Source organism: Tropicimonas sediminicola, assembly GCF_900188335.1.
GTDB classification, from domain to species: Bacteria; Pseudomonadota; Alphaproteobacteria; order Rhodobacterales; family Rhodobacteraceae; genus Tropicimonas; species Tropicimonas sediminicola.
Genome location: NZ_FZOY01000009.1, coordinates 159,352 through 180,448, shown reverse-complemented (window position 1 = coordinate 180,448; position 21,097 = coordinate 159,352). Strand labels below are relative to the sequence as shown.

Annotated in this window: 20 protein-coding genes; 10 read left to right on the top strand and 10 right to left on the bottom strand. The window is 67.8% G+C overall.

Annotation, left to right across the window (positions count from 1 at the left end; translation table 11 throughout):
- The first annotated feature begins 60 nt into the window (after positions 1–60).
- On the top strand, positions 61–822 hold the full coding sequence (locus tag CHB86_RS20145; protein WP_342747483.1) for an AraC family transcriptional regulator: 762 nt from the start codon (positions 61–63) through the stop codon (positions 820–822).
- Positions 823–838: 16 nt separating this feature from the next.
- Here CHB86_RS20145 and CHB86_RS20140 read toward each other — a convergent pair whose 3' ends face one another.
- Genes CHB86_RS20140 through osmF form a run of 4 tightly spaced genes read right to left on the bottom strand, consistent with a single transcriptional unit; the run spans position 839 to position 4,603 of the window.
- Positions 839–1,585, bottom strand: coding sequence for an ABC transporter permease (locus CHB86_RS20140; RefSeq protein WP_089234906.1), 747 nt, complete (start codon positions 1,583–1,585; stop codon positions 839–841).
- Complete coding sequence (locus CHB86_RS20135; RefSeq protein ID WP_089234905.1) at positions 1,582–2,517, bottom strand: ABC transporter ATP-binding protein; 936 nt, start codon at positions 2,515–2,517, stop codon at positions 1,582–1,584. Before CHB86_RS20135 ends, CHB86_RS20140 begins: the two co-directional genes overlap by 4 nt.
- Entirely contained in the window at positions 2,514–3,683 is a 1,170-nt protein-coding gene (locus CHB86_RS20130) for an ABC transporter permease (RefSeq protein ID WP_089234904.1), read from the bottom strand. The genes CHB86_RS20135 and CHB86_RS20130 overlap by 4 nt, the downstream gene beginning before the upstream one ends.
- Before the next feature lie 11 nt (positions 3,684–3,694).
- On the bottom strand, positions 3,695–4,603 hold the full coding sequence (osmF, locus tag CHB86_RS20125) for a glycine betaine ABC transporter substrate-binding protein OsmF (RefSeq protein ID WP_089234903.1): 909 nt from the start codon (positions 4,601–4,603) through the stop codon (positions 3,695–3,697).
- 257 nt (positions 4,604–4,860) lie between these two features.
- Here osmF and rbsD point away from each other — a divergent pair, with 257 nt between their 5' ends.
- From rbsD to rbsK, 6 genes are all read left to right on the top strand, one after another.
- The gene (gene rbsD / locus CHB86_RS20120) at positions 4,861–5,280 is read left to right on the top strand and encodes a D-ribose pyranase (protein WP_089234942.1); all 420 of its coding nucleotides are present in this window, start codon (positions 4,861–4,863) and stop codon (positions 5,278–5,280) included.
- A gap of 20 nt (positions 5,281–5,300) precedes the next feature.
- Positions 5,301–6,806: a sugar ABC transporter ATP-binding protein gene (locus CHB86_RS20115; protein WP_089234902.1), complete on the top strand. Its 1,506-nt coding sequence runs from the start codon at positions 5,301–5,303 to the stop codon at positions 6,804–6,806.
- On the top strand, positions 6,803–7,762 hold the full coding sequence (gene rbsC, locus CHB86_RS20110) for a ribose ABC transporter permease (RefSeq protein ID WP_089234901.1): 960 nt from the start codon (positions 6,803–6,805) through the stop codon (positions 7,760–7,762). The genes CHB86_RS20115 and rbsC overlap by 4 nt, the downstream gene beginning before the upstream one ends.
- Before the next feature lie 33 nt (positions 7,763–7,795).
- Entirely contained in the window at positions 7,796–8,677 is an 882-nt protein-coding gene (gene rbsB / locus CHB86_RS20105; protein ID WP_089234900.1) for a ribose ABC transporter substrate-binding protein RbsB, read from the top strand.
- Positions 8,678–8,744: 67 nt separating this feature from the next.
- Entirely contained in the window at positions 8,745–9,737 is a 993-nt protein-coding gene (locus CHB86_RS20100) for a substrate-binding domain-containing protein (protein ID WP_089234899.1), read from the top strand.
- A 15-nt stretch (positions 9,738–9,752) separates the two neighbouring features.
- Positions 9,753–10,673 (top strand): ribokinase, encoded by a 921-nt coding sequence (rbsK, locus tag CHB86_RS20095; RefSeq protein WP_089234898.1) that lies wholly within the window; start codon positions 9,753–9,755, stop codon positions 10,671–10,673.
- A gap of 16 nt (positions 10,674–10,689) precedes the next feature.
- Here the strand turns inward: rbsK and CHB86_RS20090 are convergent, their stop codons facing one another.
- Positions 10,690–11,706 (bottom strand): LacI family DNA-binding transcriptional regulator, encoded by a 1,017-nt coding sequence (locus CHB86_RS20090; RefSeq protein WP_176442950.1) that lies wholly within the window; start codon positions 11,704–11,706, stop codon positions 10,690–10,692.
- Positions 11,707–12,163: 457 nt separating this feature from the next.
- On the opposite strand from CHB86_RS20090, the gene CHB86_RS20085 reads away from it, so the two are divergent.
- Entirely contained in the window at positions 12,164–13,759 is a 1,596-nt protein-coding gene (locus tag CHB86_RS20085) for a fucose isomerase (RefSeq protein WP_089234896.1), read from the top strand.
- A 51-nt stretch (positions 13,760–13,810) separates the two neighbouring features.
- Positions 13,811–15,439 carry an FGGY-family carbohydrate kinase gene (locus CHB86_RS20080; RefSeq protein WP_089234895.1) on the top strand — a complete coding sequence of 543 codons (1,629 nt, stop codon included), beginning with the start codon at positions 13,811–13,813 and terminating at the stop codon, positions 15,437–15,439.
- 16 nt (positions 15,440–15,455) lie between these two features.
- Here CHB86_RS20080 and CHB86_RS20075 read toward each other — a convergent pair whose 3' ends face one another.
- Positions 15,456–15,887, bottom strand: a complete 432-nt coding sequence (locus tag CHB86_RS20075) for an RbsD/FucU family protein (protein WP_089234894.1) — start codon at positions 15,885–15,887, stop codon at positions 15,456–15,458.
- A 210-nt stretch (positions 15,888–16,097) separates the two neighbouring features.
- Complete coding sequence (locus CHB86_RS20070; protein ID WP_089234893.1) at positions 16,098–16,778, bottom strand: phosphoribosyltransferase; 681 nt, start codon at positions 16,776–16,778, stop codon at positions 16,098–16,100.
- A 47-nt stretch (positions 16,779–16,825) separates the two neighbouring features.
- Between CHB86_RS20070 and CHB86_RS20065 the strand changes: the two genes are divergently transcribed.
- A complete protein-coding gene (locus tag CHB86_RS20065; RefSeq protein WP_089234892.1) occupies positions 16,826–17,983 on the top strand; it encodes an amidohydrolase in 1,158 nt (385 codons plus the stop codon).
- Here the strand turns inward: CHB86_RS20065 and CHB86_RS20060 are convergent.
- The 3 genes from CHB86_RS20060 to CHB86_RS20055 are packed head-to-tail and all read right to left on the bottom strand — an operon-like array spanning position 17,975 to position 21,008.
- A complete protein-coding gene (locus CHB86_RS20060) occupies positions 17,975–19,738 on the bottom strand; it encodes an adenine deaminase (RefSeq protein ID WP_217898348.1) in 1,764 nt (587 codons plus the stop codon). The genes CHB86_RS20065 and CHB86_RS20060 overlap by 9 nt on opposite strands.
- Complete coding sequence (locus CHB86_RS24935) at positions 19,735–20,043, bottom strand: hypothetical protein (protein WP_217898347.1); 309 nt, start codon at positions 20,041–20,043, stop codon at positions 19,735–19,737. The genes CHB86_RS20060 and CHB86_RS24935 overlap by 4 nt, the downstream gene beginning before the upstream one ends.
- Complete coding sequence (locus CHB86_RS20055) at positions 20,043–21,008, bottom strand: ABC transporter ATP-binding protein (RefSeq protein ID WP_089234890.1); 966 nt, start codon at positions 21,006–21,008, stop codon at positions 20,043–20,045. Before CHB86_RS20055 ends, CHB86_RS24935 begins: the two co-directional genes overlap by 1 nt.
- Positions 21,009–21,097 lie beyond the last annotated feature (89 nt).

The window sequence follows — 21,097 nt, the reverse complement described above, 5'->3', positions numbered from 1 at the left end:
GGCCACGTATCCCCGAAATTCGCGTTTGAAAAAGTCGGAAAAACCGACCAAAAATCCGGAATGGATAAGATTGACCGCCTGTCGACCCTGATGTCCCGTTTCCGGCTGAGCGCCCGCCCGGCGCCGCCCGGCCGGGCCACGCTGATTGCCACGCGCGGGGTGGGGGAGGAGCCGGGGCGGCTCTATCTCGGTGCGCGCCCCGTGACAGTCGAGGTTGCTCCGGAGGATGTCCTCCTGGCCGCGACGATCGACTGGGGGAGCGAGTCGAACCCGCTCTTTCTCGCTCTGCCGGACCTGATGGTCCACGACCTGTCGCGGGACGAGGGGACGCGGCAGCTGCTGTCGCTGATCGACGCCGAGATCCGCATGCCGCGCTGCGGGGCGGACTCGGTGGTCGGTCGGCTGACCGAGGTGTTGCTGGTGCGGATCCTGCGCGGACAGATCGAGGCGGGCTCGGTGGAATCGGGGCTGCTCGCTGGCTTGTCCGACCCCCGGCTGAGCCGCAGCATTGTCGCCATTCATGACCGCCCTGAACGGCTCTGGACCAACGATGACCTCGCCCGCGAGGCCGGGCTGTCGCTCAGCCGGTTCGTGGAGCTGTTCCAGGCGCGGGTCGGGGAGACGCCCGCGGCCTACCTGCGGCGCTGGCGGCTGACGCTGGCGAGCCAGGACCTTGCGCAGGGGGCGCGGGTGGAGCGGGTGGCGCACCGGTACGGGTTCCGTTCGGCTGAGGGGTTTTCGCGCGCGTTCAAGCGACAGTTCGGGCGTTTGCCTCGATCGTTGCGGAACGCGGCGGGAGAACTGCCGGGGCCGGCGGCCTGAGGCGCATACTGCCCGGTCAGGCGGCTTTCGCCAGCCCCATCCGGCGGGAAAGACCAGCTTCCAGACGCACCAGCGCATCATAGATCAGCACCGCGAAGAGGCCGACGATCAGCCCGCCATGCAGCACGTAGGCGGTGTTGTTGGTCAGAAGTCCCGCGATGATGACCTCGCCCAGCGTCCGGGCGGCGACGGTGGAGCCGATGGTGGCGGTGCCGAGCGCGATTACCACCGATAGCCGGATCCCGGTCAGGATCACCGGCAGCGCCAGCGGCAGTTCGACTTGCAGGAGCCGTTGCCGGCGGTTGAGGCCGATCCCGCGGGCCGCTTCCATCGTGGCGGGCGGCAGATTGGAGAGCGCGGTCACGGCGTTCTCGAAGATCGGCAGCAGGCCGTAGAGGAACAGCGCCACCAGCGTCGGGCCGGCGCCGAAGCCGAGCGCCGGAACAGCGAGCGCCAGCACCGCAACGGGGGGGAAGGTCTGACCCATGTTGGTGATCGTCCGCGAGAGCGGCCGGAAGGCCGCGCCGGCCGGGCGGGTCACCAGTATGGCCAAAGTCACCGCAACGAGCGTCGCCGCTGCCGAGGCCAGCGCCACAAGGCCGAGGTGGCTAAGCGAGAGCGAGAGCAGCGAGGCGCGGTCATAGATCACCGGCCCGCCCTCCGGCGCGAAGGGGGCGAAGATCGGCGCGAACCACGCCGGGCGCAGGACCAGCGCCAGCAGCAATGCAACGAGCGCCAACCGTAGGAGAATGCCGCGCCTCATGCGTGGCACTCCGCCCGCGACCGGATCGCATCCAGCGTCACGCGGCCGATGCGTTGGCCGTCGCGCTCCACCGGCAGGGCGTCGCGGCCGGTCCAGAGGCAAGTTGAAAGGGCGTCGCGCAGGCTGGTTCGATCGGGAACTGCCGCGCCCTCCGCCGGACCTTCCTGGATCAGGTCGGAAACGGGGAAGAGCGACAGCAGCCGCAACGGCCGCTCCACGCCGCCGACCATCTCGGCCACGAACGCGGTCGCCGGGCGCGTGATGATCTCGGCCGGCGTGCCGTGCTGCACCAGTCGCCCGGCGTCCATCACCGCCACCCGGTCGCCCAGCTGGATCGCTTCTTCCATGTCGTGGGTCACGATCAGGATGGTGGAGCCGAGCGCGCGCTGGATGCGGCGAAGGTCTTCCTGCGCGCGGGTGCGGATGATCGGGTCGAGTGCGCCGAAGGGCTCGTCCATCAGCAACAGGTCCGGGCGCGAGGCGAGCGCGCGGGCCACGCCGACGCGCTGCTGCTGGCCGCCCGACAGCTCGGCAGGGAACCGGTCGCGGAACTCGGCGGGCGGCATGGAGAACAGGTCGAGCAACTCGTCCACGCGGGCGCGGATCTTCTCCGCCGGCCAACCCAGCAAGCGCGGGACAGCGCCGATGTTGCGTGCGACCGTGTGATGCGGGAACAGGCCGTGGCCCTGGATCGCGTAGCCGATCCGCCGCCGCAGCACGTGTTTTTCAAGCCCTGTCGTCGGCTCGCCGTTGATGCGCACCTCGCCCGAGCTCGGCTCGACAAGCCGGTTGATCATCCGCAGGAGCGTGGTCTTGCCGGAGCCGGACGTGCCGACGATCGCTGTGATCGTCGCTGTCTCAACGGTCATCGAGACGGCATCCACCGCCGGTTTGCCGTCGTAGAGCCGGGTGATCCGGTCGATCTCGATCATCTGTGCCTCTCCGGTGTCGGGCTGGCCAGGTCGACCAGGATGTCCATCGCGATGGCCGAGACGAGGGCCAGGGCGACGGTTGGCAGGGCTCCGAGCAGGATCAGGTCGGTCGCTGTCTGGTTGAGGCCCTGGAAGACGAAGGTGCCGAAGCCGCCGCCGCCGATCAGGGCGGCGATGACGGCAAGGCCGATGTTCTGCACCAGCACGATGCGCAGGCCGGCGAGAATCACCGGAAGGCCGAGCGGCAGCTCGACCTGAAACAGGCGTTGGCGCGGGGTCATGCCCATGCCCCGCGCGGCCTCCAGCGCTGCCGGGGGAGCCGTCTCGAGCCCGGCCACGGTGTTGGCACCCACAGGCAGCAGCGAATAGAGCACCAGCGCGAGAAAGGCCGGGGCAAAGCCGATGCCCGCGATGCCGATGGCCTGCGCGCCCGGCACCGTGTCGCTGACCCAGCCGAGCAGCGGGATCATGATGCCGAACATCGCCAGCGACGGGATCGTCTGGAGGAAGCTCAGTACCGGCAGGAGCGCCTCTCGCAGGGCGGGGCGCCGGTGGCAAAGGATGCCAAGCGGAAAGCCCACCGCTGCCGCAACGGCAAGCGACCCGAAGGCGAGCCAGAGGTGGCGCCACGCGGCGTCGCGAAAGGCGTCCTTGCGGCTGGCATATTCCTGGAAGATCGAGAGATCCGCGAGAGCGCCGGAGCCGAGCACGGTGGCCAGCCCCAGAAGCGCTGCCGCCAGAAGGCCGGCGCGGGCGAGCGGGCCCGGTGCAAGGTTCGACAACGCATCCGCCATCAGCAACGCGAGGATCACCAGCAGGCACCAGAACCCGGCGCCCGGAGAGACCCGCGCGTAATCGCCCGCGCCATCCAGCAGTGCAGCGGACCCCTGCACGAGCAGCCACACCGCGCCCGCCAGCCCGAGCGCCGCCCCGGCAAGGCGCAGGCGCGGCCAGGCTGCGGGCAGGCCGAGCACCAGCCCCGCCGCGATCGCCGCCAGACCGGGCAGCGTCGCTTCCGGGCCGGCCATGCTCCACGCCCGCACGCCTTCGCCCGCCACGATGCGGTTTGCGGCCAGCGTCATGAACGGGGCCAGCAGCGCGGCAAGCCCCAGGACGGCAAAGAGAAGACCGGGCGCAGAGACCGCCGGGGCGTTCCGGGTGGACATCGCTCCGGCGATCAGTCGAGCACGCCGATCTCGGTGAGATAGTCGCGGGCCACGGCTTCGGCCGGCTCGCCGCCGACCTGGATCCGGCCGTTGAGCTTCTGCAGCGTCGCCATGTCGAGCTCGGCGAAGATCGGGTTCAGCACGTCGGCAATGGCCGGATACTCGGCCAGCACCTCGTCGCGCACCACCGGTGCGGGCTCGTAGACCGGCTGCACCCCCTTGTCGTCGGCCATCACAACGAGCCCCGTCGCGCCGACCCCGCCATCGGTGCCATAGGCCATGGCGGCGTTTACGCCCGAGGTGCCCCGCGCTGCCGCCTGGATCGTCGCCGCGGTGTCGCCGCCCGACAGGACCACGGTCTGGTCCGGCGACAGGGTGAAGCCATAGGCCTCCTGCATCGCGGGCAGCACGGCCGGGGAGGAGACGAACTCGGTGGACGCGGCCAGCTTGACCTCGCCGCCGCCGGCGACCCAGGCTCCGAAGTCCGACATCGTGACGAGCCCGTTGTCGCTGGCGAGGGGGCCGGTCACGGCGATGGCCCAGGTGTTGTTGGCCGGGGCGGGTTGCAGCCAGGTGAGACTGTTGGCTTCCGCGTCGAGCTCCGCGGCGCGGGCATAGGCGGCCTCGGCGTCCTTCCAGACGAGGCTGTCGGCCTCGTTGAAGAAGTAGGCGGCGTTGCCGGTGTACTCCGGATAGAGGTCGATCTGGCCGGCAAGCAGGGCCTCGCGGACGACCTGCGTGGCGCCGAGCTGCAGGCGGCGTTCGACCGGCAGACCCGCGTCTTCGAGGGCCAGCGCGATGACGTTCCCGAGCAGGCCGCCTTCGGTGTCGATCTTGGAGGAGATGACGATATCGGCCTGCGCGGCCGCGCTCAGCGCGCCGGTCAGGCCGACGACGGCTGCGACGAAATCGAGTTTCATGGGGATGATGCTCCTTGAGCCTGGGTGCTCGTTGGCTTTGCGATGCGAATCGGGGGGCACTGTAGTGCCTTTGATGCTGCCGCCAAGCACGCTGCCCCCACGTCTGGCAACCGATCCCGCGCTTTTGCTGCCCCACGTTCGGCCTTGCCTGCCTGCTCCCGGTCAGGCTTCACCGAGTTCGTTGCGAAAAGCTTTGCGCAAACGTTTTTTTAAGCGTAGGGTCGCGCCAGACTCACAGCCCCATGATGGAGGAGATCATGAGAAAGGCTGTTCTTCTGAACGGACCGATCGCGCGCACCGTGGCCTTCATGGGTCATACTGACAGCCTGTGCATTGGCGATGCCGGCCTGCCGATCCCGGACGGTGTCGAGCGGATCGACCTGGCCGTAACGCAGGGGCTGCCGCGCTTCCTCGATGTGCTGGATGCGGTGACCGGCGAGCTTTGCGTCGAGCGGGTGAGCATCGCGCAGGAATTGGTGGATACGCAGCCGGCCCTGCATGGCGAGGTGCTGGCCCGGATCGCGGCGCTCGAGGCGGCGCAGGGCAAGCCGATCGCGGTGGATGCCGTGCCGCACGAGGCGTTCAAGCAGCAGACGGCGTCCTGCAAGGCGGTGATCCGCACGGGCGAGGTCACGCCCTATGCGAACATCATCCTCCATGCCGGCGTGACGTTCTGAGAGACGCGAAAGGACAGGAGATGACTGCACTTCTCGAACTTCGGGGCGTCGACAAGGCATTCGGATCGGTGCGTGTGCTGCAGGGCGTGGATTTCACCGTCGAGTCTGGCCATGTCGTGGCCCTCGCGGGAGAGAACGGCGCCGGCAAATCAACCCTGATGAAGATCATTACCGGCATCTACCGCCGGGACGCCGGTTCCATGAAATACCGCGGACAGGAAGCCCGCTTCGCGAATGCCCGGCAATCGATGGACGCCGGGATCGCGATGATCCACCAGGAGCTGAACCTGCTGCCCGCTCTTTCGGTGGGGGAGAACATCTTTCTCGGACGGGAGCCGGTGGACAGCACGGGCCGCATCCTCTGGGGCGAGATCGACCGCGAGTCGCGCCATTGGCTTGGCCAGCTCAAGCAGAACATCGATCCCCGGACCGAAACCGGCAAGCTCTCCATCGCCCAGCAGCAGATGGTCGAGATTGCCCGCGCGCTGTCGATGAATGCCGAAGTCATCATCATGGACGAGCCGACGGACTCCCTGACGGACGTCGAGACAAAGATCCTCTTCGATGTCGTCGATCACCTGCGGGCTGAGGGCAAGGGGCTCGTCTTCATCTCGCACCGGCTGGGAGAGATCTTCCAGATGTGCGACGACGTGGCCGTTCTGCGTGATGGCGCGATGGTCCACCAGGGGCCGGTCTCCGAGATCGACGAAGACACGCTGATCCGCCACATGGTCGGCCGCGAGCTCTCCGATCAATATCCCTTCGTGCCGGCGGTGCCCGCGGCGGTGCGGCTCAAGGTCGAGGGGCTGGTCGCCCGGGGCGTCCGCGAGGTCTCCTTCGAGGCGCGCGCCGGCGAGGTCGTCGGCTTTGCGGGCCTGGTCGGGGCAGGGCGCACCGAGCTGGGCAAGGCGATCTACGGCGCCAACCCGGCGACCGCCGGGACCATCGAGATCGACGGCGCGCCGATGCGTATCGGCACCCCGCGCGACGGCGTGCGAGCGGGCATCGGATACGTGACCGAGGACCGCAAGCTCGAGGGGCTGATCCAGTCCCACGGCCTCCGGCGCAACATGTCGCTGACCGGGCTCTTCCGGTTCTCCGGCTCAAGCGGCCACATCGACAAGCGGGCGGAACGGGCCGAGATCACCGACTACATCAACGCCTTCTCGATCAAGACGCACGGGATCGACGCGGTCGTTTCACAGCTGTCGGGCGGCAACCAGCAGAAGGTGTCCATCGCCAAGTCGCTGGTGCCCAAGCCCCGGATCCTGATCCTCGACGAACCCACCCGCGGCGTCGACGTGGGCGCGAAACGCGAAATCTACACACTCATCAACGAACTCAAGGCGCAGGGACTCTGCATCCTGCTGATGTCCTCGGACATGCCGGAACTGCTCGGCATCTCCGACCGCATTCTCGTGATGTCGAACGGGCTGCTGACCGGCAGCTTCGACCGCGGCGAGGCGGATCAGGAAGCAATCATGCGCTGCACGGTGGCCGGGCTTACGGAGGGAACGGTTCAATGACACGGTCTTTCGATTTCAGGACATTCGTCATGGAGAACATCCCGCTGATCGGCCTGATCGTGCTGATGGCGGCGGTGTCTCTGTACTCGCCCAACTTCCTGACCGTCGACAACCTGCTGAACATCCTGCGGCAGACATCGATCAACGCGATCATCGCGATGGGGATGACCTTCGTGATCCTGACCGCGGGCATCGACCTGTCGGTGGGCTCGATCCTGGCTTTCGCGGGGGCGGTCTGCGCCTCGATGATCGCGGCGGACACGCCGCTGATCGTGGCGCTTCTGACGACCCTTGTGATCGGGGCCGCGCTCGGGGCCGCGTCGGGCTCGATCATCGCCTTCTTCGGTGTGCAGGCCTTCATCGCGACGCTGGTCGGCATGACGATGGTGCGCGGGCTCGTGCTCGTCTACACCGATGGCCGGCCGATCTCGACGGGTGATTTCGACGTCGCCAACAGCTTCTACGAGGTGGGCGGCGGCTACATCGCCGGTATCCCGATCCCTGTGGTCATCGCCGGTGTCGTCTTTCTCGCCTGCTGGTACGTGCTGAACTACACGCGGCTTGGTCGCTATGTCTATGCCATCGGCGGCAACGAGCAGGTGGCGCAGCTGGCCGGCGTGAACGTCTCCCGCGTCAAGGTCATCGTCTACGCGATCTCGGGCGCGCTGTCGGCGCTCGCGGGCATCATCCTGACCGCGCGCCTGGAATCGGCGCAGCCCACCGCCGGCCTTGCCTACGAACTCGACGCCATCGCGGCGGTCGTGCTGGGCGGCACCTCGCTGGCCGGCGGGCGCGGCCGGATCACCGGCACGCTGATTGGCGCGCTCATCATCGGCGTGCTGAACAACGCCCTGAACATCATGGATGTCTCGTCCTACTACCAGATGATCGCGAAAGGCGCCGTCATCCTGCTTGCCGTGGTCCTCGATGGCCGCAGCAAGGCGACGTCCAAGTAACTCCCACATGACACAAACCGGAGGAAACCTGTCATGAAAAAGCTCTTTGGCCTGGCCACCGCCACCGCAATGCTGCTGGGCAGCACCGCGCCCAGCTTCGCAGCCGACACACTGGCGCTGGTCGTCTCGACGCTGAACAACCCGTTCTTCGTCACCCTCAAGGAAGGCGCCGAGGGCAAGGCGTCCGAACTCGGGTATGAGCTGCTCGTGCTCGACAGCCAGAACGACCCGGCCAAGGAACTGGCCGCCGTCGAGGACGTGCTGAACAAGGACGTCAAGCTGCTGATGATCAACCCGACCGATTCCGACGCCGTGCGCAGCGCGATCCGCGCCGCCAACCGCAAGGACGTGCCGGTGGTGACGCTGGACCGCGGCGCCTCGGGCGGCGAGGTCGTCTCCCACGTCGCCTCCGACAACGTTCAGGGCGGCGAGATGGCGGCGGAGCTGGTCAACAGCACCTTCGAGGGGACCGCGAAGGTCGTGGAACTGCAGGGCGTGCCGGGCACCTCGGCTGCGCGCGATCGCGGCGAGGGCTTCAACAAGGGGATCGACGCCGTCGAGGGGCTGAGCATCGTCGCCTCCCAGGCCGCCGATTTCGACCGGACCAAGGGCCTCAACGTGATGGAGAACATCCTTCAGGCGCAGCCCGAGATCGATGTCGTCTTCGCCCATAACGACGAGATGGCGCTCGGCGCGATCAAGGCCATCGAGGCCGCCAAGCGCGACATTCTCGTGATCGGCTTCGACGGGACCGACGACGCCGTGGCCGCCGTCAACGACGGCACCATGCTCGCCACCGTCGCCCAGCAGGCCGGCATGATCGGTGCGCTCGGCGTCGAGACCGCCGACAAGATCCTCAAGGGCGAAGCCGTGCCGGAATACACCCCGGTTCCGCTCAAGCTGATCCAGAAGTAAGGTTGCCCTTCATGCAACCGGGGAGAGCGGCGTCGCCCGCTCTCCCGCCTGCCAAGGTCGAGACCGTATGGTAAGCATCAAGGACGTGGCGCAGGCCGCGGGGGTCTCCGTCTCCACCGTCTCCCACGTCGTCAACAAGACTCGGTTCGTTTCGCCCGACACGATGGCGGCGGTCCAGAAGGCCGTTGACGACCTTGGGTACCAACCGAGCTATCTTGCCCGCGCACTGCGGAGCAAACGCACCCGGACGCTCGGCATGCTCGTCACCTCGTCGACGAACCCGTTCTTCGCGGAGGTCATCAGCGGGGTGGAAGAGGGGTGCTTTCGCGCCGGCTACAGCCTGATCCTCTGCAATTGCGGGGATCAACCGGGCCGGCAGCGCACCTATCTCGAAACCCTGATGCAGAAGCGGATCGACGGTCTCGCCGTGATGACGACGAGCCGGGACGCCGATTTTCAGGCCGAACTCGAAAGCCTCGGAACCTTGCCGCGCGTGGTGCTGGATTCCGCGCCGATGCCGCATACCGGTACGATCGGAGACGATTCCATTGCCGGCGGGCGGCTGGCGGCCGGGCTGCTGGTGTCGCGCGGGCATATCCGGATCGGCTGCCTGACCGGGCCGGCGAGCCATCCGCGCTCCGCCGACCGTCTGAGCGGTTTCCGGGCGGGTCTGGAGGCCGCGGGCATTTCCCTTCCGCAAGAGCGCGTGGCGGTCGGAGAGCTGTCGGCCGGGGGCGGATACCAGGCGATGCAGCACCTGCTGGCGCAGACTCCGGCGCCGAGCGCGGTCTTTGCCTTCAACGACCTGATGGCGATGGGGGCCTATCGTGCCATTGCCGAGCACGGGCTCGCGATCCCGCGCGACATCTCGGTCATCGGCTACGACGACCTCGAGATCGCGTCCTACCTCGTGCCCGGGCTTACGACCATCCGCCAGCCCGGCTTCGGCCTCGGGCTCGAGGCGGCCGAGATCCTGATCGCCAACCTCGAGACCGGCGCGAGCCTGCCGGAGGTCATACGACACACACCGGAACTCGTGATCCGGGATTCCGTCAGATAAAAAGCGAGCTGTCCAATGTCCATCGCCGTATTCGGTAGCATCAACATCGACCTGACCACCTATGGCGCGCGGCTTCCGCGCCCCGGCGAGACGCTGCATGGCGACCGTTACGCCATCGGGCTCGGTGGCAAGGGCTGCAACCAGGCGGTCGCCGCCTCGCGACTGGGGGCGCCCACCGTGCTCATCGGCCGCGTCGGGGACGACACCTTTGGCCAGCGCGCCCTGGCGGACCTCCGGTCGACCGGAGTGTCGACCGACGGGGTGCTGGTCGATGCCGGGGCGGAAACCGGCATCGCCGTCATCGGGGTGGATGCCGAGGCGCAGAACTGCATCACCGTGGTGGGCGGCGCCAACATGGCGATCGACGCCAGCGACGTTGAGCGCTGTCGCGGGGCGCTGGAAGGCGCTTCGGTCCTGCTTCTCCAACTGGAGACGCCGCTCGACGCCGGCCTTCTGGCCGCCGATATCGTGCGCGCCTCGGGTGGGCGTGTGATCCTCGATCCGGCGCCTGCGCCCCGGGGGGGGCTTCCGGCGGACGTGCTCGCGCGGGTGGATATCGTGACCCCGAACGAGACCGAGACGGAACTGCTGGTCGGGCTGCGGCCGGGCAATCCCGAAGAGGCCGCAAGGGCCGCCGGGATGCTGCGTGCGCAGGGCGTCGCGGCGGCCGTGGTCAAGCTCGGCGCGGCCGGCGTGTATTACCAGGATGCCGAGAGCGAAGGCTTCGTGCCGCCCTTCAAGGTCGACAGCATCGACACGGTCGCTGCAGGGGACTGCTTCAACGGCGGGTTGGGCTATGCCTTGAGCCAGGGCGCACCGCTCGGCGAGGCGATCCGCTTCGCAGCCGCATGTGGCGCCCTGTCGACGACCAAGGCAGGCGCGTCGTCTTCCGCGCCGACTCTGGCGGAGGTGGAGGCGCTGCTCGGGGGTCAGTGATCGGAATGGCCGGGTCTCAGGCGCGTTCGGCGGGACGATCCGTGGTCTCGCCGGAGACGAAACGGGGCTCGAAAGCCCTCGACCGCGGTGCGATGTCCGCATTCGGATCTTCCAGCCGCTCCATCAGCCAGGTGCAGGCCTGAACGGCCATATCCCGCGCCGGCTGCGCCGCATGGGTCACGCGCGGGCGCAACACGTCGCCCCACGGGGCTTCGTCGATACAGCAGGCGGAAAGGTCCTCCGGACAGCGGAAGCCGAATTCCTGCGCCGCCTGCAAGGTTCCGACCATCATCTCGTTGTTGGCCGCCACGATCGCGGTTACCGGGCGCGGTGCGCAGAGCAATCTGGTCGCTGCCTGGTAGCCGCTGGCCCGCGTGTAGTCGCCGGACAGGACGGTGTCGGCCTCGATCTCGAGCCCATGGGTTTCCATGGTCGTCCGAAAACCGATCTCGCGCTCGACGGCCGACCAATGCCCGGTCTCCCCGCCGATGAACGCGATCCGACGATGGCCGAGCCCGAAGAGGTGCCGAACGAGCATGCTCACCGCCAGTCGGTTGTCGAGCCCCACGAAATCATAGGGCGTGCCGGGCACCTGGTGGTCGAACAGCACCACGGGAATGCCCGCGGCGTCGAGCCGGGGCAACAGGTCGGCCGTCTGCTGCGTGGGAGAGATCATGACCCCGGCAACCCGTTGCGCGATCAGCTGCCGGATCACCGCCGCCTCGTCGCTGGCGACGCCGGACTTGTCGGAGAGCGTCAGGAGGTAGCCTTTCTCGAAGGCACGGTGTTCGAACTCCGCGAGGAACATCTGCGCGAAATAGGTTCGGATATCAGATACGATCAGGCTGACGAACGGGCTGCGGCCCTTGCGGAGGCTCTTGGCAATCGGGTTGGCGACATAGCCCGTCGCCTCGGCCGCGTCCATGATCTTTCGAAACGTTTTACTGCTGACCCGTTCCTTCTGGTTCAGCGCCAGAGATACGGTCGAAACGGAAACGCCGGCGGCCTTTGCCACATCGCGGATCGTTGCCATGCCGTTCGAGCCTCCGGGATACTGTTGTCTCATCTCGGTACAGAGAAACCGGTTCCTTGGCAATTCCTCCGGGGGGCGCTTATTGCTGACGCGCTGTTGTTGCGCGGACTTGACAGCATGGGGTGCGTGGAGTTCCTTGGCTGTAGAAACGTTTCGATTTCGACTCGCCACGTGGCTGAGGCGTGTTGCCCTGTGATCCCTTGGGGCAAGGGGGGTGAAGCAGTGGTGGTATGGTGCTGGAGGGAGGAGTGATGCCGTGTTTCGGGGCGATGGGCGCGGCGTGCCCGGCCCCTTCCGCTCGGCGCAATCCCTTCACCGCAGATGAGCCGCGACCGGTCATGGCCGATTGGCCCGACCTGTGCGCGCCGGCCTTCGCGTTGTCGCGGGTCGGAGGAAATACGGCGCCGCAGCACGCCTGCTGCGACCCGACCGGAAGAGGAGCCAGGAGGGGATTCCGATGAAAGACATCGTTCTGATTGCCAACGGAGACCTGCGCGAGAGCGCGAATATGGTCTGCTGGCCGGCCCAGAAGGCGATGGAAGATCGCCTGATGGAGGTGGTCGCCGCGAAGGGCCGCACGATCACCCGCGGGCATCCGGTCAAGCCGCAGGGCCACGGCTTCATCGGCAGCCAGCGCGAGGGGATGGACGTTTTTGCCGGCATCGACCCGGATGCGCCGCTGATCGTGGCCGAGGCGGTCTGGCAATACTCGCATCACGTCCTTGCCGGGCTTTACCATCACCGCGGCCCGATCCTGACGCTGGCCAACTGGTCCGGCCAGTGGCCGGGGCTGGTGGGGATGCTCAACCTGAACGGCTCCCTCACCAAGGCCGGTGTGCCCTATTCCACGATCTGGAGCGAGAATTTCGACGACCCCTATTTCGAGCGCGCGCTCGATGAGTGGCTCGAGACCGGCAAGGTCACCCACGAGACGGACCACGTCACCCCGTGTCCGGATCTGAACCTGCCGGAGGCGGATGTTGCCATCGTGAGTTCCATCGTTCAGTCGATGCTGCGCGAGAAGGTCATCATGGGCGTCTTCGACGAGGGGTGCATGGGGATGCACAACGCCATCATCCCCGACGAACTGCTCCTGCCGATGGGCGTCTTCAAGGAGCGTCTGTCGCAATCGGCGCTCTACTACGCCGCCATGCAGGTGCCCGAGGCCGAGGCGCGGGCCGTCTACGAATGGTATCTGGCGAAGGGGTTCAGGTTCCACTTGGGCGAGAACCACGAAGAGGACCTGACCGAGGCGCAGGTGCTCGACCAGTGCCGGATGTACATCGCCGCGGTCCGCATGGCCGACGAATTCGGCTGCGAAGCCATCGGGATCCAGTACCAGCAAGGCCTGAAGGACCTGATGCCGGCTTCCGACCTGGTGGAGGGCACGCTCAACAACAGCGACCGGCCGGACGTGGCCGGACCGAACGGCGTGATCCGCAAGGGCGAGCCGATCCCCCATTTCAACGAGGTCGATGAATGCGCGGGGCTCGACGGCCTGTTGATCAACCGCCTTCACAAGGCACTCGGGCAGCCGGTCGAGAACACGCTGCACGACCTGCGGTGGGGGGGACCCGACGAGAGCGGCAGTACCGACGAATACGTCTGGGTCTTCCTGATCTCCGGCGCAGTGCCGCCGGCCCACAATGAAGGCGGTTGGGCCGGGTCGGATAGCTTCCGGCAGCCGCCAATGTTCTTCCCGAATGGCGGCGGCACCCTGCACGGCGTCGCGAAGCCGGGCGAGATCATCTGGTCCCGGATCTTTGTCGAGGGCGGGGCGCTCCACATGGACATCGGGCGCGGGCAGGCGATCTCGCTGCCCGAAGAGGAGACCCGGCGCAGGCTCGAGGCGACCACGCCGCAGTGGCCGATCATGCATGCGGTGCTGACCGGCGTCACCCGCGACCAGATGATGGCGCGGCACAAGGCGAACCATATCCAGCTCGCATATGCGACCTCCGCCGCCGAGGCCGACCGCGCCATGATGGCCAGGGCCGCGCTGGCCAAGGAGCTTGGCATCAACGTGAGCTTCTGTGGCGTGAAGCCGGTCTGAGCAACCATCAGGGCGATCACCAGGCTATCCGGAGGAACGGGAGGAAACGACGTGACGTTTTATCTTGGGATCGACGTCGGAACGGGCAGCGCCCGTGCCGGTGTCTTCGATGCGAGTGGGAAGCTGCTCGGGGTCGCGTCGCGCGAGACGGCGGCATTCCGGCCGCAGCCGGACTTCATCCAGCAATCCTCGGCCGACATCTGGGAGGCGATCTGCGTCTCCGTGCGCGCGGCGATGGCGCAGGCGGGGCTGTCCCCTGCGGAGATCGGCGGGATCGGCTTCGATGCGACCTGCTCGCTCGTGGTCTGCGATGCCGACGGCAAGCCGGTGAGCGTCAGCCCCGACGGGGCGCGGGAGCAGGACATCATCCTTTGGATGGATCATCGGGCCGTCGCCGATGCCGATGCGATCAACGCCACCGGTGCGGACGTGCTGCGCTATGTCGGCAACGTGATCTCGCCGGAGATGGAGATGCCCAAGCTGCGCTGGCTGAAGCGCAACCTTCCCGAGGCCTGGGCGCGCGCGGGTCTGTTCTTCGATCTGCCGGACTGGCTGGTCTGGCGGGCAACGGGCAGCCAAGTGCGTTCGCTCTGCTCCAGCACCTGCAAATGGACCTACATGGCCCAGAAGGGGCGCGGCGGAGAGGGCTGGGACGATGCCTTCCTGGCCGAGATCGGGCTGGAAGAACTCGCCGGCGCCGGGCACGGGAAGATCGGGACCGAGTTCCTTTCGCCCGAGGAGAGTGCAGGCTGTCTGGACTCGCGGGCCGCGGAGGAACTTGGGCTGGCCGAGGGAACCCCTGTCGCCGCGGGCCTGATCGACGCCTATTCCGGAGCCCTCGGCACCCTCGGCGCGATGCCGGGCGGTGCCGCTCTGACCGAACGGATGGCCGTTATCGCAGGCACCTCGACCTGCCACATCACCGTAACGCCCGAGCCCGCCTTCGTGCCCGGCGTCTGGGGGCCATATTACTCGGTCCTCTTGCCGGAGCTCTGGGCGCTGGAAGGCGGGCAATCCGCGGCCGGTGCGCTGATCGACGCGGTCGTCGCGCGGCATTCGGCGGGTGCCGCCCTCTGCGCCAGAGCCGAGGTGGAGGGCCGGTCGATCCATGCGCTTCTGGCGGAAGTGCTGGCCGGGATGGGGGAGGAGACGGCGGTGCTCACGACGCACCGCCATGTGCAGCCGGATTTCCACGGCAACCGCGCGCCTCTGGCGGACCCGACCCGGCGCGGGGCGATCAGCGGGCTGTCGCTCGATCACGGGGGCGAGGACCTCGCGCTCGACTACCTCGCCACGCTTCAGGCTCTTTCCTACGGTACGCGGCATGTGCTGGAGGAGATGGCGGCGCAGGGGGTGAAGGTCACGACGATGGTGGTCAGCGGCGGGCTCGCCCGCAACACGCTGTTCCTCCGCGAGATGGCGGATGCCTGCGGGTGCAAGGTGATCGTGCCGGAGCAGAAGGAGCCGGTACTACTTGGCTCGGCCATGCTTGGCGCCGTGGCGGGCGGCCGCTACGCCGACCTTCCCGCGGCGATGGCCGCGATGAGCGGACCGGGGATCGAGATCGCGCCACGGACTGGCAAGATCGCCGCATTCCACGACAGGAAGTACCTGGTTTTCAGGCGGATGCAGGAGGATTTCGCGGCCTACGCTGCGTTGATGGAGGGAAAAGCCGACTGACGTCCCCGAGGCTCGTTCAGGGCTGAACCACGCCCTTGACCAGCAGGATGTTCCCGTAGAGCCGCCGCTCGCCCGTCTGCACGATGGCGTAGGCATCCCGCGCCTTCTCGTAGAAGGCGAACCGTTCGACCGGCCCGATGCGGGACGGGGTGTCGGCCGTGCTGTCGATCATCTCCTGGAAATCCGCCACCGCCGGCGGAATGGCAGCCGGGTCGCCCACGACCTCCATCGAAAAGGCGGCGGGGTCCGACATGTGGTCGAGCGGCATGACCGAGAGGATCGCCTGCAAGACACGGGTCGCCGACAGCCCGTCTGCCCGCACAAGCCGCTTGGCGCAGGAATCGGCGGGGAAATTCGCGTCGACCACCGCGATGACATCTCCATGCCCCATCGCGCGCAGGATGCGCAGCAGGTCGGGCGAAAGGACGGGATCGATTCCTATCAGCATGTCGGATCTCCAATCACGTGCGTCGGATCAGCAGGCGCGACCCGTAGAAATCCGGACCGCCCGTTGAGCCGCTGGCGACAAGCGGGTTCGCGTGGAGGATATTCGCCCCCGGTGTGAGTGGTTGCAAGCTCTGCAGTGCGACCGACAGCGGCACCACGGGTATATCCGTCAAAGAGGATTGGACGGCACTCCGGACGCTGGCTTTCTCGGTCAGGACTCCTCCGGCTGCCATCCCTCGGGCGTCCTGCGCAGCAGCGGCGTTCGGATCACGCCTTTGACGTGGTCCTCGCCTAGACCGTGCCCCTCGGAAAGCATGTCTTTCCAGCGAGTCGTCTGCAGCATCGCGGCGCCGACGGTCTCCGGCCTGTGCCCCGCGAGTTTCAGCAGGTCCAGCCCCGCGGTGATCGAGGTTCCCGAGCTGATAACGTCGTCGATCAGGGCAACGCGGGCACCTTCGAGAAGCGGGAGCAGCCGGGGGTCGATGTAGAGGCGCTTTGTGGCACCGGGGCTGGTGATCGAGGTGAGCGGGATGGACAGCTCGTCGCGGTACCAGAACTTCCGCGAGGTGCCGAGCGGCACATAGCGCGCGTGCCCCAGCCGCTCGGCCACCGATCGGGCCAGCGACAGGCCGAGCGTGGGCAGGCCGACCACGATGTCGAGATCCAGCGGCGCGAGCTGCGCGGCGAGCATCTCGGCGAGCGTGGTCTCCACGTCGAAGCCGGCCTGGTTGAGGATGAGCGAGGCAATGCCCGTGGTGCCGTCTCCGAGCGCGCGGATCGGCAGGAACAGGATGCGCCCATCGGGCAGGCGCGCCGGGAAGCGATCCTGCCAGGGGGGCGGAACGGCATCCTCGGGCGGGTGGATTTCCTGCCAGAATTCATGCGGTTCCATGTGCTGTGTCCTGTTCAATCCTCGAAGCGTTGGGTACACATAGCGGCATGACAGAGCCATCGTCCATCGACCTTCCGCGCCTCATCGAAATCCGTCGCGATCTGCACGCCCATCCCGAGCTCGGGTTCGAGGAAACGCGCACCGCCGCGATCGTTGCCGGCTTTTTGCGCGACCTCGGGCTGGAGGTGACGGAGGGCATCGGCGGAACCGGTGTCGTCGGTGCCCTGCGGAACGGCGATGGCAGGGCGGTCGGTCTTCGGGCCGATATGGACGCGCTGGCGATGCCGGAAACCGGCACGCCGCCCTGGGCCTCGACCGTGCCGGGCAAGATGCATGCCTGCGGCCACGACGGGCACACCACGATGCTGCTCGGCGCAGCCGCCGCGCTCGTCGCGGATCCGCCGCAGGGCACGGTGTATTTTATCTTCCAACCCGCCGAGGAAGGGCGCGGCGGGGCAAAGCGTATGGTCGAAGATGGGCTCTTCGAACGCTTTACCTGCGACATGGTCTTCGGACTCCACAACATGCCGGGGCTCGCCGTGGACGAGATGGCCGTGGTCGCCGGTCCGCAGCTCGCCTCGTCGGACAGCTGGCGGGTGACCTTCCGCGGGGTCGGCACGCACGGGGCCAAGCCGCATCTCGGCCGCGATCCGGTGACCGTGGCCGGGCACTTCCTCGCGGCGTTGCAGACCATTCCGGGCCGGGTGATCGATCCCTTGCAGCCGGCGGTGGTCAGCGCCTGCTCGGTGGCGGCCGGCGATCCCGAGGCGCTGAACGTGATCCCGGATTTTGTTGAGATCGGAGGCACCGCCCGGGCCTATTCCCCCCATGTGCGCGATCAGCTCGAAACGGAGATCGGCCAGCTCGCCGCGGGCATGGCGCAGGCAATGGGCGTGCGCGCCGAGTACCGGTTCACTCGCCGCATTCCCCCCGTTGTGAACGACGCCGGCGCGACGGCGGTGGCGCTGGCGGCGGCGCAGGCCGTGTCACATGGCGGCGTACGCACCGACTTTCCGCCCTCCACCGCGGGGGACGATTTCGCCTTTTTCGGAGAGGCGGTGCCGGGCGCCTATGTCTGGCTCGGAAATGGCCCGGCGGTCGATGGCGCTCTTCATCACAACACCGGCTACGATTTCAACGATTCCGCGATCGGGACGGGCGTCGCCTTCTGGGCGGAGGTGGCGCGGCGGGCCCTGTCAGCCTGATCCGTCCGCGAGGATCGGCGAGCGTCGCAGGATGCCGGCGTGGGGATCGGCTATGCCGAGGTCGGTCTGGTGCGGGCCGGCGTTGCAGGCGAGCGTTGCGCCGACAAGCGCCTTGAAGGTCAGGTAGGGCGGCTCCCAGTCCACCACGCGCCCCATCGCGGCGCGCAGGCCGGAAAAGGCCTCTGCGACCTGCTCCAGAGGCGCATCCGAGACGAGCCCCGCTACCGGCAACGGCAGGACGGCTGTCACCGCCCCGTCCTGCGCGACCGCCATGCCGCCGTGCGCCGCGATCACGGCGTTGGCGGCGGCGGCCATATCCTGGGGAGAGTTCCCGAAAACGGTCAGGTTGTGGCTGTCGTGGCTGACCGTCGTCGCGAAGGCGCCGTTCCACTGGCCCCACCCCTGCAGGAACCCCAGCTTCGGCTCAGGGTCGCCGCCGTGCCGGTTGATCACGGCGATCCTTGTCGTGCCGGGCGGGGGCACGACGACGCCGCTCCTCACCTCGGCAGTGATCTCGCCCCATTCGGTGAAGCGCGGGCGGGCGATCGTGGCGAGGCGGACGGTTGGCCCCTTGGCTGGCACATCGAAATCGTCTGGCCTGACAGGGGGCAGCGCGCAGGTGTCGAGAAAGGCGTCCGGGTAACGGGAGCTGGCCCCATCGACATCAATGGGCGCGCCGTTGCGCAGCACGTGGCGTACGCGGACCTCCGTCAGGTCTTCCATCAGCAGGATATCCGCGCGTTTGCCGGGGCCGATCAGGCCGAGATCCGGTCGGCCGATCCGGATTGCCGCGTTCAGCGTTGCAGCCTGCAACGCCCGCATCGGGGCGAGCCCGTGGGCGATCATCTTGCGCAGCATCTCGTCGACGCCGCCGTTGGCCAGCAGGTCGTCAGGAAAGACGTCATCCGAGCAGAAGGTCACGGTAGGGGGCATCTGAGGCAACGATTGCAACCTGCGGGCGAACTCCGGCAGCAGGTAGGGATGCGATCCCCGAAGCTCGATGGTCAGCCCGGCGCGGAGCTTCTCCATCAGGTCATCGGCAGAGGTCACCTCGTGGTCGGAAGTGATGCCGGCGGCGGCATAGGCCTGCAGGTCCGGTCCGGTCAGGCTGCGGGCATGGCCACAGACCATCTTGCGTGAGTGCAACCCGGCCTGCACGATCCCGCGCATCCGCTCGGTGCGGGACGTGACGGCGCGCATGTCCATCACTTCGGCCAGTCCGTGGATGCCGGGGTCCGACAGCATCCCGGCGATCACCGGCGCTTCGAAGTCGGCCCCGGCGGTCTCGTACCCGGGCGCGGAGGGCACGCAGGACGGGGCAAGCGGCAGGATGCGCAGCGCCGACCTTGCGGCGCTGTCGAGCGCATAGCCGACCCCGGCAAGCCCCGCGACATTGCCGAATTCGTGCGGGTCCCAGACGACAGTGGTGACGCCCCGGGGCAGCACGGCGGCGGCATAGGTTTCGGGCGTGACCATGGAGCTTTCGACATGCATATGCGTGTCGATCAGGCCGGGGGCGGCGACGAGGCCGGTGGCGTCGACAATGTCGGTCGCATCGCCACGCGTGCCCGGCAGGTGGACCGAGGCGATCAGGGGGCCGCTCAGCCCGATATCGGCCGGGCGCAGCTCCCCGGTGACCACGTCGGCCAGCGTCGCTCCCAGAATGAGCCTGTCGAACGGGGCATCCCCGCTTGCTGCGGCCACGGCACGGTCGCGAAGGGCGGTTTCGTCGAGGTCTTGCGGCTCCACGCTCACGGTCGTGCCTCCAAGGCGCCAAGGCAGAGCGATCCGACAGCAGGCGCGTCGGGGTTTCGCGCTATGGGCGCAATGGAGCGATCCGGGCTGCGCTGAACCACGATGCCGCGCCCGCGCCTGTGCGTGCCTGCCGGCTCGATGGTGATATTTCCGGGGATCGATCGCACCGCGCCGCTCGCGGTCCCGCGAACCTGCGGCGTGGAAACCCTGCCAAAGCTGAGCGACATGCCGTCGATCTGTCGGGCCTGATCGGCGCTCAGGATCGCGGAAATGTCGTCGCCCACCATGTCGACCCAGATGCCCATCAATCCAACCGCGCCAGTTCCACCGCTGTCTCTCGGGGCAGGTCGAAGGCGATCGTCTGCCCGATCTCGTAGCGCGGCAGCGAGACCGGAACATCTGCCTTGATCGTGCCGAGCGCGCTTTCGAGCACGTATTCCCGCCGCTCCCCGGCGAAAGAGGCGCCGCGGATCTCGCCATGATGCGGGCCGCTGCCAAGGACCACCGCGCCGGGGCGCCAGGCCAGCCCGCCGCCTGCCTCGTTCGGAAGGATCGTCTCGAAGCCCATGAAATCGGCCGCGAAGCCGGAGACGGGGGCGTTATAGATCTCCTCCGCGGTGCCGGCCTGTTCGATGGCGCCGTTGCGCATCAGCACGATGCGGTCCGCCAGCGCCAGGGCCTCGGACTGGTCGTGGGTCACGAAGACCATGGTGATGCCGGTCTCGCGCTGCACGCGCTGCAGCTCTGTCCGCATCTCGAGCCGCAGGCGGGCGTCGAGGTTGCTGAGGGGCTCGTCGAGCAGCAGCACCTTGGGGTGCATCACCAGCGACCGTGCCAGCGAGACGCGCTGCTGCTGGCCGCCGGACAGGTCGGCCGGCTGGCGCTTGGCGAAATCCGTGAGGCCGACGGTCTCCAACCCTGCCATCACCTTGGCGTCGAGGTCGGGCTCGCGCCGCAGCCGCAGGCCGAAGGCGACGTTCTCGAAGACGCTCAGATGGGGAAAGAGCGCGTAGGACTGGAACACCAGGCCGACCTCGCGGCGGCTCGGCGGCAGGCGCGTCACGTCGCGGCCGTCGATATGGACGGATCCGCTGCGGGGCGTCAGAAGCCCCGCGATGGCTCGCATCGTCGTGGTCTTGCCGCAGCCCGACGGGCCGAGCAGCGCGATCAACTCGCCCTTGCGGATGTCCAGGTCGAGGCGGTCGACCGCGACGGTCTTGTCATAGGCGAGCGTCAGATCCCGGAGGGAGACGAAATTCTCGTTGGTCATGGGAGCGTACTTCCGGCCGGCGGGCAGTGGGACGATGGGCGACGCACGGCCGCGGTTTCTGTGGCAGCCCCCACCCCGGGAAGGGGGGA

Bases quoted from the DNA above. Each gene is read 5' to 3' on its own strand.
- CHB86_RS20070 (WP_089234893.1), bottom strand. From the start codon at position 16,778: ATGGAACCGCATGAATTCTGGCAGGAAATCCACCCGCCCGAGGATGCC.
- CHB86_RS20130 (WP_089234904.1), bottom strand. From the start codon at position 3,683: ATGTCCACCCGGAACGCCCCGGCGGTCTCTGCGCCCGGTCTTCTCTTT.
- rbsB (WP_089234900.1), top strand. From the start codon at position 7,796: ATGAAAAAGCTCTTTGGCCTGGCCACCGCCACCGCAATGCTGCTGGGC.
- CHB86_RS20055 (WP_089234890.1), bottom strand. From the start codon at position 21,008: ATGACCAACGAGAATTTCGTCTCCCTCCGGGATCTGACGCTCGCCTAT.
- rbsK (WP_089234898.1), top strand. From the start codon at position 9,753: ATGTCCATCGCCGTATTCGGTAGCATCAACATCGACCTGACCACCTAT.
- CHB86_RS20140 (WP_089234906.1), bottom strand. From the start codon at position 1,585: ATGAGGCGCGGCATTCTCCTACGGTTGGCGCTCGTTGCATTGCTGCTG.
- rbsD (WP_089234942.1), top strand. From the start codon at position 4,861: ATGAGAAAGGCTGTTCTTCTGAACGGACCGATCGCGCGCACCGTGGCC.
- CHB86_RS20075 (WP_089234894.1), bottom strand. From the start codon at position 15,887: ATGCTGATAGGAATCGATCCCGTCCTTTCGCCCGACCTGCTGCGCATC.
- CHB86_RS20145 (WP_342747483.1), top strand. From the start codon at position 61: ATGGATAAGATTGACCGCCTGTCGACCCTGATGTCCCGTTTCCGGCTG.
- CHB86_RS20065 (WP_089234892.1), top strand. From the start codon at position 16,826: ATGACAGAGCCATCGTCCATCGACCTTCCGCGCCTCATCGAAATCCGT.
- CHB86_RS20090 (WP_176442950.1), bottom strand. From the start codon at position 11,706: ATGGCAACGATCCGCGATGTGGCAAAGGCCGCCGGCGTTTCCGTTTCG.
- CHB86_RS20085 (WP_089234896.1), top strand. From the start codon at position 12,164: ATGAAAGACATCGTTCTGATTGCCAACGGAGACCTGCGCGAGAGCGCG.
- CHB86_RS24935 (WP_217898347.1), bottom strand. From the start codon at position 20,043: ATGGGCATCTGGGTCGACATGGTGGGCGACGACATTTCCGCGATCCTG.
- CHB86_RS20135 (WP_089234905.1), bottom strand. From the start codon at position 2,517: ATGATCGAGATCGACCGGATCACCCGGCTCTACGACGGCAAACCGGCG.
- rbsC (WP_089234901.1), top strand. From the start codon at position 6,803: ATGACACGGTCTTTCGATTTCAGGACATTCGTCATGGAGAACATCCCG.
- CHB86_RS20115 (WP_089234902.1), top strand. From the start codon at position 5,301: ATGACTGCACTTCTCGAACTTCGGGGCGTCGACAAGGCATTCGGATCG.
- osmF (WP_089234903.1), bottom strand. From the start codon at position 4,603: ATGAAACTCGATTTCGTCGCAGCCGTCGTCGGCCTGACCGGCGCGCTG.
- CHB86_RS20100 (WP_089234899.1), top strand. From the start codon at position 8,745: ATGGTAAGCATCAAGGACGTGGCGCAGGCCGCGGGGGTCTCCGTCTCC.